The 15,893-nt window shown below is 52.2% G+C and carries 15 protein-coding genes; 10 read left to right on the forward strand and 5 right to left on the reverse strand.

Going from position 1 to position 15,893, the window contains the following annotated elements; genetic code table 11:
• The first annotated feature begins 141 nt into the window (after window positions 1-141).
• Genes GFN93_RS09935 through GFN93_RS09965 form a run of 7 tightly spaced genes read left to right on the forward strand, consistent with a single transcriptional unit; the run spans window position 142 to window position 6,152 of the window.
• Window positions 142-1,143 (forward strand): IS110 family RNA-guided transposase, encoded by a 1,002-nt coding sequence (locus GFN93_RS09935; protein WP_153500947.1) that lies wholly within the window; start codon window positions 142-144, stop codon window positions 1,141-1,143.
• Between the two features lie 44 nt (window positions 1,144-1,187).
• Window positions 1,188-1,463: a His-Xaa-Ser system protein HxsD gene (hxsD, locus tag GFN93_RS09940; RefSeq protein WP_153500948.1), complete on the forward strand. Its 276-nt coding sequence runs from the start codon at window positions 1,188-1,190 to the stop codon at window positions 1,461-1,463.
• Entirely contained in the window at window positions 1,460-2,857 is a 1,398-nt protein-coding gene (hxsB, locus tag GFN93_RS09945) for a His-Xaa-Ser system radical SAM maturase HxsB (protein ID WP_153500949.1), read from the forward strand. The genes hxsD and hxsB overlap by 4 nt, the downstream gene beginning before the upstream one ends.
• Complete coding sequence (hxsC, locus tag GFN93_RS09950) at window positions 2,799-3,965, forward strand: His-Xaa-Ser system radical SAM maturase HxsC (RefSeq protein ID WP_208993733.1); 1,167 nt, start codon at window positions 2,799-2,801, stop codon at window positions 3,963-3,965. The genes hxsB and hxsC overlap by 59 nt, the downstream gene beginning before the upstream one ends.
• Window positions 3,962-4,543, forward strand: a complete 582-nt coding sequence (locus tag GFN93_RS17575; RefSeq protein WP_208993734.1) for a peptidoglycan-binding protein — start codon at window positions 3,962-3,964, stop codon at window positions 4,541-4,543. The genes hxsC and GFN93_RS17575 overlap by 4 nt, the downstream gene beginning before the upstream one ends.
• Window positions 4,540-4,902 carry a TIGR03982 family His-Xaa-Ser system protein gene (locus tag GFN93_RS09960; protein ID WP_153500950.1) on the forward strand — a complete coding sequence of 121 codons (363 nt, stop codon included), beginning with the start codon at window positions 4,540-4,542 and terminating at the stop codon, window positions 4,900-4,902. The genes GFN93_RS17575 and GFN93_RS09960 overlap by 4 nt, the downstream gene beginning before the upstream one ends.
• Window positions 4,899-6,152 (forward strand): His-Xaa-Ser system-associated MauG-like protein, encoded by a 1,254-nt coding sequence (locus GFN93_RS09965; RefSeq protein WP_153500951.1) that lies wholly within the window; start codon window positions 4,899-4,901, stop codon window positions 6,150-6,152. Before GFN93_RS09960 ends, GFN93_RS09965 begins: the two co-directional genes overlap by 4 nt.
• Before the next feature lie 102 nt (window positions 6,153-6,254).
• Here GFN93_RS09965 and GFN93_RS17225 read toward each other — a convergent pair whose 3' ends face one another.
• Window positions 6,255-6,575: a hypothetical protein gene (locus GFN93_RS17225; protein ID WP_194285784.1), complete on the reverse strand. Its 321-nt coding sequence runs from the start codon at window positions 6,573-6,575 to the stop codon at window positions 6,255-6,257.
• 143 nt (window positions 6,576-6,718) lie between these two features.
• Here GFN93_RS17225 and GFN93_RS09970 point away from each other — a divergent pair, with 143 nt between their 5' ends.
• Window positions 6,719-7,147 (forward strand): AgmX/PglI C-terminal domain-containing protein, encoded by a 429-nt coding sequence (locus GFN93_RS09970; protein WP_194285785.1) that lies wholly within the window; start codon window positions 6,719-6,721, stop codon window positions 7,145-7,147.
• A 290-nt stretch (window positions 7,148-7,437) separates the two neighbouring features.
• On the opposite strand, the gene fadA is transcribed toward GFN93_RS09970, so the two are convergent.
• Both fadA and fadB read right to left on the reverse strand, forming a co-directional pair.
• Window positions 7,438-8,613 (reverse strand): acetyl-CoA C-acyltransferase FadA, encoded by a 1,176-nt coding sequence (gene fadA / locus GFN93_RS09975; protein WP_153500953.1) that lies wholly within the window; start codon window positions 8,611-8,613, stop codon window positions 7,438-7,440.
• Window positions 8,614-8,639: 26 nt separating this feature from the next.
• Window positions 8,640-10,787: a fatty acid oxidation complex subunit alpha FadB gene (gene fadB / locus GFN93_RS09980; protein WP_153500954.1), complete on the reverse strand. Its 2,148-nt coding sequence runs from the start codon at window positions 10,785-10,787 to the stop codon at window positions 8,640-8,642.
• Window positions 10,788-11,877: 1,090 nt separating this feature from the next.
• On the opposite strand from fadB, the gene recJ reads away from it, so the two are divergent.
• Complete coding sequence (gene recJ / locus GFN93_RS09985) at window positions 11,878-13,602, forward strand: single-stranded-DNA-specific exonuclease RecJ (protein WP_153500955.1); 1,725 nt, start codon at window positions 11,878-11,880, stop codon at window positions 13,600-13,602.
• Between the two features lie 294 nt (window positions 13,603-13,896).
• Here recJ and GFN93_RS09990 read toward each other — a convergent pair whose 3' ends face one another.
• Window positions 13,897-14,229 carry a hypothetical protein gene (locus GFN93_RS09990; protein ID WP_153500956.1) on the reverse strand — a complete coding sequence of 111 codons (333 nt, stop codon included), beginning with the start codon at window positions 14,227-14,229 and terminating at the stop codon, window positions 13,897-13,899.
• A 406-nt stretch (window positions 14,230-14,635) separates the two neighbouring features.
• The gene (locus tag GFN93_RS09995; protein ID WP_235901780.1) at window positions 14,636-15,091 is read right to left on the reverse strand and encodes an REP-associated tyrosine transposase; all 456 of its coding nucleotides are present in this window, start codon (window positions 15,089-15,091) and stop codon (window positions 14,636-14,638) included.
• 460 nt (window positions 15,092-15,551) lie between these two features.
• On the opposite strand from GFN93_RS09995, the gene GFN93_RS10000 reads away from it, so the two are divergent.
• The gene (locus tag GFN93_RS10000; protein ID WP_153500957.1) at window positions 15,552-15,836 is read left to right on the forward strand and encodes a DUF7352 domain-containing protein; all 285 of its coding nucleotides are present in this window, start codon (window positions 15,552-15,554) and stop codon (window positions 15,834-15,836) included.
• The last annotated feature ends 57 nt before the right edge of the window (window positions 15,837-15,893 follow it).

The following is a 15,893-nucleotide window of genomic DNA, read 5'->3' on the forward strand; positions in this document are numbered from 1 at the left end:
GGTCGGCTGAGGCTGATGAGACATAAGGCGTAATAGCCTGTGGGTCAGATAAGTCCGCCGACCTGTAGTTTCGTTCATACAATTCGAAGGGTAACTTAGGCCTGGTTATTAACCAAGAGCCTGAATACGAGGAAGGATAAGATGAACGAGCAGGCCGTGGGCATTGATGTATCGAAGAAGAAGCTGGATATCTGTGTTGCCATCGGCAACAAGTTCAAGAGTAAAGTTTTTGCAAACTCCCCTGGCGGTCATGAGGCATTAAATACGTGGCTGCAGCAGCGAGACATCCCCGTTGATACGCCCGTTGTTCTGGAGGCGACTGGCCCTTACAGCGAAGCAGTAGCTATCTTCCTGGCTGATTTAGGTTGGTCAATCAGTGTGGTGAATCCCTCCCGAATTTCAGGCTATGCCCAAAGTGAGTTAAGCCGGAACAAAACAGACAAAGCGGATGCCCGGCTGATTGCTTGCTTTGCTCAACGAGCAAGACTTGAAAGCTGGTCTCCTCCAAGCCTTGCTGTGCGGGAATTAAGGGCCTTGGTAGACCGCCTTCAAGCATTGATTGATATGCGCCAGCAAGAGCTAAATCGCCTTGAAGCCCTGAGCCAAACATCAACTTCATCCGTAGAAAAGATGATGAAGGAGCATGTCGACTGGCTCAATGATCAAATCAAGAAGATTCAGTCTGACATTGATGACCATATTGATGGCAGCCCGGAGCTAAAGAACGATGCCGATCTGATGCAAAGCATCCCTGGTATAGGGCGTCGCGCCAGTTCCCAAATGTTGGCCTACATCGGTGACGTCAGACGCTTTAAAAACGCCAAAGCACTAGCCGCATTCATTGGTGTTACACCCAGGCAGAGGCAGTCGGGAAGCTCGATAAACAAGCGAAGCGCCATGTCCAGGACCGGTCATGTGGCGGCGAGGAAGTCCCTTTATATGCCAGGGCTGGTTGCCAAACATCACAGCCCTGTCGTTGTGGCGATGGCTGTACGGCTGCAAACCAGAGGGTTATCCCCCAAGGCAATTTTCGGTGCCAGCATGCGGAAATTGGTGCACCTGATATATGGCGTCATTAAATCCGGGATACCATTTAATGCGGAAATTGCAATGAATAGGCTTGACCTTCAAGAGGGTATCTGACCCCGATGTTTCGGTGTTCCCAATGTTTGCTAAGTGAGGAAATCATGAAAGTACTAAATTTTAGTAAGCTGAAACTGTCGGAATGGGTAATTAGAAATGCACTATATTGGCTTTCTAGTGTAAGTGAGTGGTCATTGGATGAGAGCGATGAAGAATGGATTGTGGTTTTGATGGATGATAGCCATTCTACTGAATGCCAGCTTTCTAGATTGATTAATGACTATATTCTCCGTGAGAGAATCATGTTGAAAACGGAAGGGGCGAGAGTGGCAATTGCAAAAGCGGTAATTGATGGAATTCAGGATCAATTGTCAACATGAATATAATGCCATTTAATTTTGAAGAGTTAGAGTGTGGCGATTATTTTATAAGTAACTCTGCTGGGTTTCATGATGTTGTTACCAAGAATTATCTACTTGATTTAGTTCATTCCTCTACAACAGGTTGCAAGTTCAATGACAACAAATTGAAGAGTAAACTTTTTATTGCATCTGATCGGGATGTTGAGGTGGCGACTTATTCTTTAGCCTCAGGCACAGCAAAGAAGATCGTCAATGACATGCTGTTCAATCCAACATACATGATAGTTCCAACCCTTCGATGTGATCATGCGTGTACTTATTGTCAGGTGAGTAGAGCCTCAATAGGCGCAAAGAAATATGACATGCCTGAAAGATACATTGAAAATATAATTAAAAAAATAGTGAAGCTATCTGACCCTCCATATAAGATTGAAATTCAAGGGGGGGAGCCACTCGTAAGGTTTGATTTAATAAAAAAAATATATGATGAGGCTTTGAGGGTGATAGGGAGTGGTGCCTTTGAAATGGTTATTGCTACAAGCCTATCCTTGTTGGATCGGTGTATAGTTAATTGGTCCAAGGGAAGAGATGTGTTCTTTTCTGTGTCGTTAGACGGATCAAAAGTGATTCATAATAAAAGCCGAATTCTTTCCGATGGTGGGTCATTTGAGAAAGCCAGAAACGGAATAAAATGGATAATAGAAGAGCTGGGCGCTGACAAGATTTCGACTGTGACAACTGTTACCAAGGAGCTTCTTAAGAATCCAGATTCACTTGTTGATGCTCATAAGGAGCTCGGCATTCGCGGCATCTTTGTTAGGCCAATAAGTCCCTATGGGTTTGCTGATGGGAGGGAAGGAGAGTCGTATACAATAAAAGAGTACATGGATTTTTATAGGAGGCTTTTTGAAAGGATTAAAGTTGAATGCTTGAGTGGTTTGCCCATGTTTGAATATTCCGCTTCAGTTCACGTGAGGCGTGTAATGAATCCTGGGTTTTCGCAATATGCTGATCTTAAGTCACCGGGAGGATTTGTCTTTAACTCAATTCTATTTGATTTTGACGGAAAAATGTATGGAAGTGATGAGGCAAGGATGCTTCAGCGTGTCTTGCCAAATGTTGACTTTTCATTTGGAAAAGTAGATGAAGGCTTGACTAAGAATAATCCGATTTACGAACACATAATATCTAATTCATTCAATTTTATTCATCCTGGTTGTGATAATTGTGCTTATCAACCTTTTTGTGGTGTGGATGCATGTCAAAATATAAGTCAGCAGGGGGAGCCTGTTGGAGATAAATCAATTTCTTTGTTCTGTAATTATCACAAAGAAATGTTTGGCTACATTATAAATGAATACTACTCTGACCCAGCTAGTCGAAAAATACTTGATGAGTGGTGTCATGGTTGATGTTGTCAGAAAAGATATATTTAAAGGGGCTTCTGATGGCGGGCATCCGGTAGGGTATGTGCTTTTGAGAAAGTGTGCACCCGATGAAAGGAATGACTATTTAGAGCAGGTAAGAGTTTTTTCAGGTGTTGATGATATGCGGGGGTGGGATGATTACTGCTCTTGGCGAATAGTTGATAAACAAGTTTTTGATGCCATCGAAGATGGTGATGTTGGGTTCTATACCCGAAATGGCGCGCTTAGGGTCCTTCTTTCAAGAAAGGCTAATCACAATACTCTCCTAGTTACGGAAAGATGCGATAATTTATGCTTGTTTTGTTCACAGCCCCCCAAAAAAGAAGAAGATGATTGGTTGTTGGTCCAATCTGCTTTGGCAATTGCAGCCTTTCAGGCCCCAATGTTGATTGGTATAAGTGGTGGGGAGCCGCTTCTTTATGGTCAGCGCTTTGTGAAATTTATAGATAGTGTTTCTGAATTGTCTCCTGCTACATCGTTACATGTTCTTACGAATGGGCGGGCATTTTCTGATAAAGATTATGCAAGTGAGGTAGCTAAGCGGTGTGCTGATGGGAAGATATGTTTTGGTATTCCTCTCTATTCACTTAATAGTGATATTCACGACCATTTGGTTGGGTCTGAGGGGGCATTTCATGAGACGGTTAAAGGATTGATTAATGCTGGAAATTTAGGCGTTCCTGTTGAGCTAAGAATAATACCCACGAAAAAAAATTTTTCCGAATTGAGCTCTGTTGTGGAGTTCGCTTGTCGCGTATTTTCTTCGGTGTCACAGATATCGATTATGAATCTTGAGCCAACAGGGTGGGCTAAACTTAATTGGGGCACTCTATATGTTTCACCGGAAAGTTACTCATCTGAGCTCAGGAAGTGCATAGTTAACGGAGATAAGGGTGGGGTCCCGATTGTCTTGTACAATTATCCATTATGTCATTTGGATGAAGGATTGCGCGGTCGAGCAGTAAAGTCTATCTCTGACTGGAAGAATTATTACCCTGAAGAATGCGGTGATTGTTCATTAAAAAAACAATGTGGTGGTTTCTTTTCTTCATCCAAAGGGAGGACACACCATAAGCCGAGGAAAATATTGTGAGAGTGATTAAGCGTTTGGCAACTTTGCTTCCAGGATTTTTAGCTTTGAATAGTCAATCTGCAAATGGGGCATATAATGATGGTGCCAGACCTAGTGATGTTGAGGACGCTCTTCGAGATGTGGTGATCGTGCCACTTAATCAGGGTGAGCCTCTTTATTTGGCTGGTCACCGTAGCCATAGCAGCCACAGCTCTCATCGTTCTTCTTCCGGATCGAGCGGGCACAGTTCTCATAGTTCTCATAGTTCTCACCGTTCTTCAGGGGGAGGGGGGGCTGCGCCATCAAGGTCCACGGCACCTCGCTACAACTCGGACCCTCTTGGGCAGCCTCCTGCGCCAACATATCCTAAAGAGTATCAACGTCAGCCATCTGATAAGTTGAAGTTAGATAGAATTACTCTAATTAGACGGGTTCAGTTAGCGCTAAATCTTCATGGTTACTATCATGGAAGTATTGATGGCTTGATGGGGCCTCAGACGCGAGCCGCTATTCAGAATTATCGTATCGATAAAGGATTGAAAGAATGGGGGCTGATTGATGCGGAGTTGCTTAACTCCTTAGGGATTCTTGCGCCATGATACTGAATTTAATTTTCAAGTCTTTGGTGTCGTTGTTTTGCGTTATGTGGATATTGAAAAATGTAGTATTCCCTGTTTCGGTGTACCTGGTTTATTCAGAGAAATACATTTTACTTAGCTCGGCGTGTGCTAATGCGATGGATGAATCATGGTTTTCTGATCAATATAAAGATGGAATGTTGGAAAGTAGTTCTAAGGTTCATTTGCTGGTTTGTCATGAATATGACAAGACAAGAAAGATAATGTTGTTTTCTGGGCTTGATGAGAATGTGCTTTCCTATTTGGGGCTTGAAGCGCTAGAGATTAATCAGCATTCAGCCGAAAAACTAGTCGAGCAGCATAGGTTTAGAGAGCGATGAAGATTGCCATTAAGAATGTCTTTTTTCTGTTGGTTTCTTTTTTGTTTTCAGTTAACTGTTACTCCTTGTCCTTAGACGATAAATTGCATCTCATAAAAGAGGTCTATGGCCTTGAGTCGCGCCTCTGCGAAGTTGATGAAGATTTGATTGATGATGCCCTCTCCCCAATAGGTGAACTTGTTTTTAATACGCCCGTACTTAGTGGCGATAAAGACATGTCCTGCTCAGTTTGCCACATTGACGAGATGGCGCTTACTGACGGCCTTCCTATCGCGATAGGAGTGGGCGGGGAGGGGGAAGGAGTTGATAGAATTAAGAGCTCCGGGGTCATTGTTCCTCGTAATGCCTTTACTTTATTTGGGCGCGCATCTTCTGATTATATAAATTTTTTTTGGGATGGTCGGGTTCAGGAAAATGACGGGATTGTTTATTCCCCGATTGGAGATGGTTATAAGATAGGGTTTAATTCGCCGCTTGCTGTTGCTGCGGTATTGCCAATCTTGGCACGCGATGAGTTCTTAGGATTGCAGAGACCGTATGGATCTAGTGAAAATCTCGAGCTAATCAATGATGTTTATTATGAGAAAAAAATTGAAGCTGCCAATATCTTGATTCATAAGGTTGTGCGTGAGCCAAGTGATGAAGGTGAATTAAGATTGTCTGATGCTTTTGCCGCTGCAGATGTTGTAGAACCGAGTATCCAGGTTGTCGGTAATGCTTTGGCTAGTTTTATAGCCGAGAAGGTGAGGGATTGTTCCCCAACTCCTTGGGAGGAATATATTAATGGTGATCTAAAGGCATTGACGGATAAACAAAAAGAGGGAGCTGTCACATTTTTCGGGAAAGGGAGGTGTGCAAGTTGCCATGGAGGAAGTTTGTTTTCGGATTTTGATTTTCACTCTCTTGGCGTCCCTCAGGGAGAGTTTGGGCCATATATTCATGGGCAGGATGTTGGGCGGGCAAGTGTCACTCATGAGCTTGGGGATAGATATAAATTTAGAACCCCTTCGCTGATTTATGTATCTCGGACACCTCCATATGGTCATAACGGAGTTTTTAAAACACTAGAAGAAGTTGTTATGTTTCACCTTAATCCAATACCATTCTTTTCAGAAAAGGGTTGGAGCTCTGATCGTGAGCTATTGAGTTATGGGAAAATTTTGTCTTCTAGGTCTGAGGTGCTTGGTTTTATTGATATAACTAGAGAAGATGAAATGTCTGCGCTGGTTGAATTTTTAAAGGCCCTATGACTTGCTTTTGAACTCGAGGGTCAGGTCATGGCCCGTGCGCTTCGTGACTTCATCGGTTTGTTTATTGTTGTTCGAGAAATAGGCATCTTCTAGAGAAAGCTCTCACTGGATACCTTCGAGATATATGTAGGCCGCCATCCATATCCCAAAAATGTAGGTTAAAAGCCCAAACCCATAATCGATGATATCTACCGCGTCTTCCGGAACATGATTTGAGGCAATGCTTACGAAGGGTAGATCTCGGATGATGTATAAACGCGTGAAAAACTCAATAAAGACTAGCGCGAAGATGATGTTGAAGAAGCTTTTGATGTCCTGGAAATGCCAAATTCCGGGCAATATCGCCAACACATAGATGAAAATGACAAGTCGCTTCCTTTGGTGGAGGGCGGTTACCAGTGAATGAATTTTTTTGACAAGCACTTCGCTGCTCCGTTTCGACCCCTGGATCGGTGTTGTTCCAAACAGCCCGGGATGCCAATATCGCCAGCAACAATAGCATGTCTTCATCTGCTTTTTGTGGGTGATGAATATTGGGTTAGAAATTTATGAGACTTCCTTTTTTGATGCTGAGTCTGACATTGCTTTTGGGAAATGCTGTTGCTTCTGAGGGTAATCGGGGTTTATCAGGGCAAGAGGGTAAGGCCTTGGTTGGCAAAGCCTCTAATCGCAATGCGAGCGATGAGTCTTGTGAACGGGGGAGTATAGAGAGCTCGGCTTTATCGCTAATCAACCATACGTTCTGCCGCTACAAACCCAAATTTGATAGCCATTACCGAAGAGCGTTGAGAGATGAACCCTTTCTGCAAGGCAATGTTACGTTCAGGCTTGAGGTAAAAGGTGATGGGAAGGTGGCTTCAGTAGAAATTATCCAATCTGACCTGAGCCATTCTGAGCTTGAACGACGCTTTCTCATGATCGCTTCTGCAATGCAGTTTCCCGGTATCGGCCCAGACGGCTGGGAAGGAGAGTATATTCTGCGGTTTTCTAGCTGATTTTGTGGTGCTGGGTTTCTGAGCCGGTGGCAGCACTTGCCTGATTGGCACTTGATTGAGCTTTCCAAATCCCGCTTTGCGGGATCGCCATGCGAGCATGGGCTCCTACGATGGAGTCTTGATGGTTTTGCGTGTTGCGTGTGCAGCCGCGAAGCGGCCAAAAAGAAAAACCCCGGCGGATAAGCCGGGGTTTTTTGTTCCCAGTACCGCCCTTGTGAGGCGGGGCCGGAAATGGGCATCCGGGCCTGAGTGCCGGAGCGAGTCCGGCGTCAGGCGACGGTTATCAGGTTTTATACACGTTCGATGACGGTAGCGATACCCTGACCCAGGCCGATACACATGGTGGCGAGGCCCAGTTGGCCATCTTTCCATTCCATGACGTTCAGCAGGGTGCCGGTGATACGCGCACCGGAGCAACCCAGCGGGTGACCGAGGGCGATGGCGCCACCGTTCAGGTTCACTTTCTCTTCCATCTTGTCCAGCAGCTTCAGGTCCTTCGCCACCGGCAAAGACTGGGCAGCGAACGCTTCGTTCAGCTCCACGTAGTCGATGTCGTCGATGGTCAGGCCTGCGCGAGCCAGGGCCTTCTGGGTGGCCGGTACCGGACCGTAACCCATGATGGCAGCGTCGCAACCCGCAACAGCCATGGAGCGGATCTTGGCGCGGGGCTTCAGGCCGAGGGCCTGGGCACGCTCGGCGCTCATGACCAGCATGGCGGAAGCACCGTCAGACAGGGCAGAGGAAGTACCGGCCGTCACCGTACCGTTGGCCGGATCGAATACCGGACGCAGCTTCTGCATGTCGGCCAGGGTGGCGCCCGGACGAATCACTTCGTCGATCTCGCACAGGACCTTGTTGCCTTCGGCATCGTGGCCTTCGATCGGCACGATTTCGTTCTTCCAGCGACCTTCCTGGGTAGCTTCCCAGGCCAGGCGGTGGGAACGCACACCGAACTCGTCCTGCTGCTCACGGGTGATGCCGTGCATCTTGCCCAGCATTTCGGCAGTCAGGCCCATCATGTTGGAGGCCTTGGCTGCCACCTTGGACATTTCCGGGTTCAGGTCGATGCCGTGATCCATGGCGACGTGACCCATGTGCTCAACACCACCGATGACGAAGGTGTCGCCGTTGCCGGTCATGATGGCCTGGGCAGCGGAGTGCAGGGCCTGCATGGAAGAGCCACACAGACGGTTCACGGTCTGGGCAGCGCTGGTGCGCGGCAGGCCAGCCAGCATGGAGATGTTACGGGCGATGTTCATGCCCTGTTCTTTGGTCTGGTTTACACAGCCCCAGATCACGTCTTCGGTGAGCTGGATGTCCCAGTTGGGGTTACGCGCCATGAGCGCCTGGATCAGCTGTGCAGACAGTTTCTCGGCACGCACGTTACGGAACTGGCCATTACGGCTCTTGCCCATGGGAGTACGGACCGCATCGACGATTACTACGTCATTCGGATTCAAGCTCATATCTATATCTCCTGTCAGTCCGTGGCTTAGGCGAAGAAAGACTCGCCCTTGGCGGCCATGTCTTTGAGCATCTGCGGTGCTTCGTAGATGCCACCCAGGTGCGCGTACTTGTCGCACAGCTCAACAAAGGCTTGTACGCCGATGCTGTCGATGTAGCGCAGCGGGCCACCACGGAAGGGAGGGAAGCCGATGCCGTAGATCATGGCCATGTCGGCCTCGGCAGCGGAACCTACGATGTTGTCTTCCAGACAGCGAACGGTTTCGGTGCACATCGGAATCATCATGCGAGCGATGATTTCTTCAGCATCGAATTCCTTGGTGTCGGCCACGTGCGGCTTGATCAGCTCGTAGGTGGTTTCGTCGACAACCTTCTGGGTCTTGCCCTTCTTGTCCAGCTCGTACTTATAGAAGCCAACGCCGTTCTTCTGACCGTAACGGTTGTTTTCGAACATCACGGTGGAGACGTCTTTGAAGTCGTACTGCATACGCTCGGGGAAGCCTTCCGCCATCACCTGGGCAGCGTGAACACCGGTGTCGATGCCAACGACGTCCATCAGGTAAGCCGGGCCCATGGGCCAGCCGAACTTCTGCATGACTTTGTCCACGGCCTGGAAGTCTGCGCCGTCACGCATCAGCATGCCGAAGCCGCCGAAGTACGGGAACAGAACGCGGTTTACCAGGAACCCGGGGCAGTCGTTAACGACGATGGGGTTCTTGCCCATTTTCTGGGCGTAGGCCACCAGGGTCGCCACGGTTTCGTCGGAGGTCTTCTCACCACGGATCACTTCCACCAGCGGCATCATGTGTACCGGGTTGAAGAAGTGCATACCGGCGAAGTCCTGCGGACGCTCAAGGGCTTCGGCCAGCTTGGTGATGGAGATGGTGGAGGTGTTGGACGCCAGAACGGTGCCTTCCTTCACTTTACCTTCGGTTTCGGCCAGAACGGACTGCTTGATCTTCTGGTTTTCCACAACGGCTTCAACGATCACGTTGACGTTGTCGAAATCGCCGTAGTTCAAGGTCGGACGGATAGCAGACAGGACTTTGCCCATGCCGGCAGCGTCCAGCTTGCCTTTGCTCACACGCTTGGACAGCAGCTTGGAGGCTTCAGACATGCCCAGGTCCAGCGCCTTGTCGGCGATGTCCTTCATGATGATCGGGGTGCCTTTCAGGGCGGACTGGAAGGCGATACCGCCACCCATGATGCCAGCGCCAAGTACGGCGGCCTGATCGATCGCCTTGGTGCCTTTGGCGGTCTTGCCGTTCACTTTCTTCACGGCCTGATCAGCCAGGAACAGACCGACCAGCGCGGTGGCTTGCGGGGTCTTGGCCACTTTGGCGAAGCCCTTGGCTTCCACTTCCAGTGCCTGGTCGCGGTTCATGCCAGCAGCAGTCTGCATGGCTTTCACGGCGGCAACCGGAGCGGGGTAGTTCTTGCCAGCCTGACCCATGACCATGGCCATGCAGGTCTGGAACGCCATCATGTTTTCCATGGGCGGCAGCTTCAGGGGCTCGAGCTTTTCCTGACGCTTGGCGCGGAAGTCGATCTTGCCTTCCAGGCACTGCTTCACCAGCGCGATGGCGGCATCTTGCAGTTTGTCGTGAGCGACAACAGCATCAGCAACGCCTACCTTCAAGGCCTTGTCGGCGCGGTGCTGGCCGCCAGCGGCGATCCACTCAACAGCGTTGTCCACACCGATCAGGCGGGGCATACGCACGGTGCCACCGAAGCCCGGGAACAGGCCCAGCTTCACTTCCGGCAGACCTACCTGAGCCTTCTCGCTGAGAATGCGGAAGTCGGCAGCCAGACACATTTCCAGACCACCACCCAGGGCGATACCGTTCACGGCAGCCACTTTGGGAATGTCCAGATCTTCGAATGCGTTGAAGACCTTGTTGGATTTCAGACACCAGCCGGCGATTTCGTCTTCCGGCAGTTTGAACATGTCGGTGAATTCGGTGATGTCAGCGCCAACGATGAAAACCCCTTTACCGGAGGTCACGATCAGGCCCTTGATGTCGCTGTTGCCCTGAATGGCTTCGACGGCCTTACCGAGATCTTCCACGGTTTCCTGGTTGAACTTGTTGACGGACTCGCCCTGAAGATCGAACTTCAGTTCGGCGATGCCGTCGTCAAGCAGTTGTACGCTTACGGCGTTGCCTTGATAGATCATAGCGTTTGCTCTCCAGTCCCAAAGTACGCGGCTAACGTGGCCGCTTTGGTAGTGCCTCTTTACCCCTCTCTTTGTCGGAAAGGTCCTCGCAAAAGAGGGAGGCGACGCGATTCATGTGAGTGTTTGCTTACATAAATCAACGAACTCGTAGGCCCGCAAGTATAGGGAACGTGAAGGGTTTTTTTAGCCCTAATTTGTGACTAATTGGTCGGATGGCGTCAGATGGCGTAATTAGGGTGGGTGGTGTCGTTTGTGGCCGTGGGGAAGCGCCATTGTTTCTGTGGGAGCCCGGCTTGCCTGGGCGAGTTTTTCAGTCGCGAAAGACGAGTAGCGAGTTTCGAGAGACAAAAGCGAAAACCCGCGCAGGCCGGGGCCTGGTTGCCCGAATACCTCCCGGCCACCCAGGCACAATGCCCCGGATTGTTGTAGGAGAGCCAACTTGTTGGCCGAACGCGCTACCCGGCGTCTGATGCGCGGGAGCAAACGCCGACCCCTGCGGCCAACCCGTTGGCTCTCCTGCAACGGTGGCCAGGCTTGGTGTGGCAAACCGTCGGGCGTTGCCCTTGTAGGAGCTATGCTCGCATGGCGATCAGGCGTTGCGCGGGGGAGCGATGCGTTTCGAATGGCTGCGCCTTTGCTGCGAGGCTCAGTCTTTTGTTATTGCGCAGCCAAGGCTCGTACATGGTTCGCCCAGGCAAGCTGGGCTCCTACAAAAAGCGGGAAGGCTGTTGCCATACCCGGTCCCTGCAGGAGCTCAGCTCGCCTGAGCGAATTCCGCCTGGATGATGGCGCCTATGGTTCCAAGTAAGAGGAGGCCTCCGTTGAGGGTGGTTTGGCGGCGCTGTCGGATGCCTGCAGCGAGGGGCGGGGGTTTTAAGGTAAACTGCCCGGCAATCTCATTCCTGCCTTGCAGGGGCCTGTTTGTCTGGGCGAATGATATCGAGCAGCGAGCCACGGGTTTCGAGTTGCGAACACCAGGCCCTGCCGGGTTTCCGGTTTTGCCTTTCGAAACTCGCTTCTCGTAACTCGGCACTGTTTCATTCGCTCAGGCGAGACGGGCCCCTGCACGGCTTTTGCTTCAGGTCGTTTGATGCCCATCGATACGCTGCGCTTGCCCACCATTACCCGCCGCCCCCAGCACACGCCAGACTGGCCGGATGTGCCGCCGCTGTTGGCGCGGATTCTGGCGGGGCGGGGGGTGGACGATCCGGCGCAGCTGGAGCTGGCTCTCAAACGATTGCCGCACCCGCAGGGCTTTACCGGCCTGGCCGGGGCGGTGCAGCTGTTGCTGCAGGCCCGCGCCGAGCACTGGCGCATCTGCATCGTGGGCGACTACGACGCAGACGGGGCCACCGCGACCACGCTGATGGTGCGGGGGCTGGAACTGCTCGGTTTTGCCCGGCCGGAGTTTCTGGTGCCGGATCGCTTTGAATACGGTTATGGCCTTTCGCCAGCCATTGTCGGGTTGGCCCAGCAGCAGTTTCAGCCGGATCTGATCATCACCGTGGATAACGGCATCGCCAGCGTGGATGGCGTGGCGGCGGCCCGTGCCCGTGGTATGCGGGTGCTGATTACCGATCACCATCTCCCCGGCGCGACGTTGCCGGAGGCGGATGCGCTGGTGAACCCGCGCTTGCCGGGCTGCGAGGATTTTCCGGCGGCCAATCTGGCCGGGGTGGGGGTGGCCTTCTATCTGCTCATGGATCTGCAGCGGGCGCTGCGCGAGCAGGGCTTCCAGCCGGTTCAGCCGATCACCGATCTGCTGGATCTGGTGGCGCTGGGCACGGTGGCTGATGTGGTGGTGCTGGACGATGCCAACCGGGTGTTGGTGGAGCAGGGCTTGCGGCGGATACGCGCCGGCAAGGGCTGCCCGGGCATCCGCGCGCTACTAAGAGTGGCGGGCCGTGATCCGGGCCGGGTACTGGCGGCGGACATGGGCTTTGCTGCAGGACCGCGTCTGAACGCCGCTGGCCGCCTTTCCGACATGACCCATGGCATTGCCTGCCTGCTCTCTGACAGCGAGGCAGAAGCCATGGAGATGGCCCAGGAGCTCGACACCATCAACCGTGAGCGCCGCTCCATTGAGCAGGGCATGCGTGATGCCGCCATGGAGGAGGTGAACCGGCTCAATGCGGACAACCTGCCCGCGGGCCTGTGCCTGTATGGCGACAAATGGCACGAAGGGGTGGTGGGCATTCTCGCCTCGCGGGTGAAGGAAGCGATTCACCGCCCGGTGATTGCCTTCGCACCGGCCCAGCAGCCTGGCACCCTGAAAGGCTCTGGCCGTTCGATACCTGGCCTGCATCTGCGTGATGCGCTGGATGCGGTGGCCACCCGTAACCCGGGGCTGCTGAGCAAGTTCGGTGGTCATGCCATGGCGGCGGGCTTGTCGCTGGATCTGGATCAGCTGGATCGCTTCAAGGTGGCGTTTGAGGCGGTGGTGGCGGAGATGCTGTCGCCCAAGGCACTGGAGCGCCGCGTGGAGACCGATGGCGAGTTGTCGGATCAGGATCTGACGTTGAGCAATGCGGAGTTGCTCAGCCACCGCTTCCCCTGGGGGCAGGGCTTCCCGGCACCTTGCTTTGATGGTGAGTTCGAGGTGTTGCAGCACAAGATTGTCGGTGAGCGGCATCTCAAACTGACACTGGGGCTACCCGGTGTCAGTGGCGTGATCGATGCCATTCATTTCAATGTGCCGGTGGAATCGTTGCCCAGCCGTATCGTCCGCGTGCGTGGGGTGTACCGGCTTGAGGTGAATGAATTCCGTGGCCAGCGAAATCCGCAGCTGCTGTTTGAGCATCTGATTCCGGTGTAACCCTCTCCAGCCCGACATTCCTGCAGGAGCCCACTTGCTGGGCGAAGATTGCCGCTGCGAGGTACGAGTAACGAGTTTCGAAAGGCAAAATCGTAAACCGTAGCAGGTCAGGTTTTTGTTTCTGGAAACGGGTGGCTCACGTTTTTGACGGTGTTCGCCCAGGCAAGCTGGGCTCCTACAAAACAGGGGGGCTTCGGCGGAACGCCTGTTGCGTGCCGCGCCATATTAAAACACCCGCACCCCGGCGCGAACACCGGGAGCGGGTGGAGAGAACAGGGTTACAGCTGATAGATATCAGGCGCAGTAGCGGCCGTACTGGCTGAGGGCCTTGCTGCTATGCGGATCGACCAGATCGACCCACACTTGCATGGAGTCCTGATTCCGGGTGTTTTGCAGGTTGCTGAAATCGCCGGGGGTAAAGTTGCCTTTCAGCGTGTCGCCGGCTTGCGGGCTGATGCCGTTCAGTTGCTTGACCAGTACCATGCCGGCACTGGAATTGAGCAGCAGGTAATCGCAGCTTTGGCTGAGAATCACAGTGGCTTGCTGATCCGCGGCATTGGCTTGGCCGGTGAGGAGCAGGGCGCCAGCCATAGCGGCACCACAGAGATGCTTGGTGATTGCTGACATGATTTTCCTTCCCTTTCTTATTTTGTACTAAACAGTCGTCCTGTATTCACCTTACTGCGCAACCTGAACCTGTCCTGTTGTCGAATAGCAGTAAAGCTGTAACGCCTGTGTAGTCTTTTATTGCGTTCCTTCCGAAAACCGAGCTTCTCACAAATAATGGCACTGCAATATCAACGTTTCGTGCCCTTGTCAGGTAGTCATTTCGTCTGATTTGGGCGGGGCGGGTACTAGGAAAATCACGGGGCCGCATTTCGCGTCAACGTAACCTGCCTGGCAGATGTTGGAGCATTGGGCAGGCATTTCCCTGCAAGTGCTCTGAATGTCAGGAGCAAAGGCTTGAGTTTCTCTTGCACCGGGTTACAGGAAAGGGCCTGTTCGCCCAGGCAAGCTGGGCTCCTACAACTCCTTAGAGCCATTTGGCGTTCCAGTATGGATAATCACAGACACTGCTCACCAGCCCTGCACGAACCGGATTGGCAATAACATAGCGAGCGGCAGGCAGTAGATCTGATTCGTTGCGAATGGCCCGGTCATGAAAGCCTTTTTGCCAGAGGGGGCCGCCGGCCTTATGACTAATGCTGCCCTTGACCATCTTGACGATCCTGCTGATATCACCTTCCAACGGTGAAAATAACCAGTGAACGTGGTCGGGCATCACCACATAGCACCAGTTCTTGAGACAGCTTTGCTGTTCAGCCTCGTGCAACCGCTGGCAGGTGAGCCTCGCCAAGCTATGATCTGCGAAATGCCTCTCCCGGTTCTTGGTCACAAAGGTAACAAGGTAGGGGCGTCCCGTTTCGGAGAATCTGCCTTTTCTGAGCCGGTGGCCTTGGAATATCGTCATTGCGAAAGAATGGGCCATGGAGAGGTCGATAGCTGTCCTACAGTATGGACATCCTTTGTAGGTGTTGTCTGTCCGTTCCGTGAGCAACTGACCACATCATATTGTAGGAGCCCAGCTTGTCTGGGCGAATCCTGAGGTGGAGGCTCGTTCCCCCTTTTGGTCTGTGGGAGAGCCAACTTGTTGGCCGAAGGAGGCGGGTAGCTCTGTTGGCGCAAGACGCAATCCTCTGGCAATTCGGCCAACAAGTTGGCTCTCCCACAGGAGGGGGTGACGGTATCGGGAAAACCTGACATCAAAATTGTCGACAATTGCTGTTAGGGGGCGGGGTTTTTGCTAGGATTGCGCTCTGCCTCCGCCCTTCACAAAGGGTTGAGAGGGTTGCTGTTTCTTTTATGTGTGGCCCACAAGGCCTCACCAGCATTGACTCTGGCGGTGGGCTATCGCCCGCTGTCCTTGTGTCCTTAACGGAGGGGACCCGATGAAAACCATACACAAGCACCGTCTTAATACGTCCAGTGATGTGCAGGAAATCCGCCTGCAGGAATCGGGAAAGGTGCTGAGAGTTGATTACATCCTTCAGGATGCGGCTATCTACATGTGGGTGGAAGTGGACGCGGACACCGTGATCGACACCCCCAAGGAAGTGCGTACTTTCAAGGTGTTCACCACTGGCTCCGGCATTCCCGACAATGCCAGCTACCTGGGCACGACCCTGGATCACATGCAAGCCCAGGCCTACCACGTTTACGAACTCAAGAACTGACTTCACCTCTCGTCAGCAGCGGCGCAACCCGCTAAACTGCGCCGTTTCCCCGGGCCT

The organism is Alcanivorax sediminis (genome assembly GCF_009601165.1).
Classification (GTDB): Bacteria; Pseudomonadota; Gammaproteobacteria; order Pseudomonadales; family Alcanivoracaceae; genus Alcanivorax; species Alcanivorax sediminis.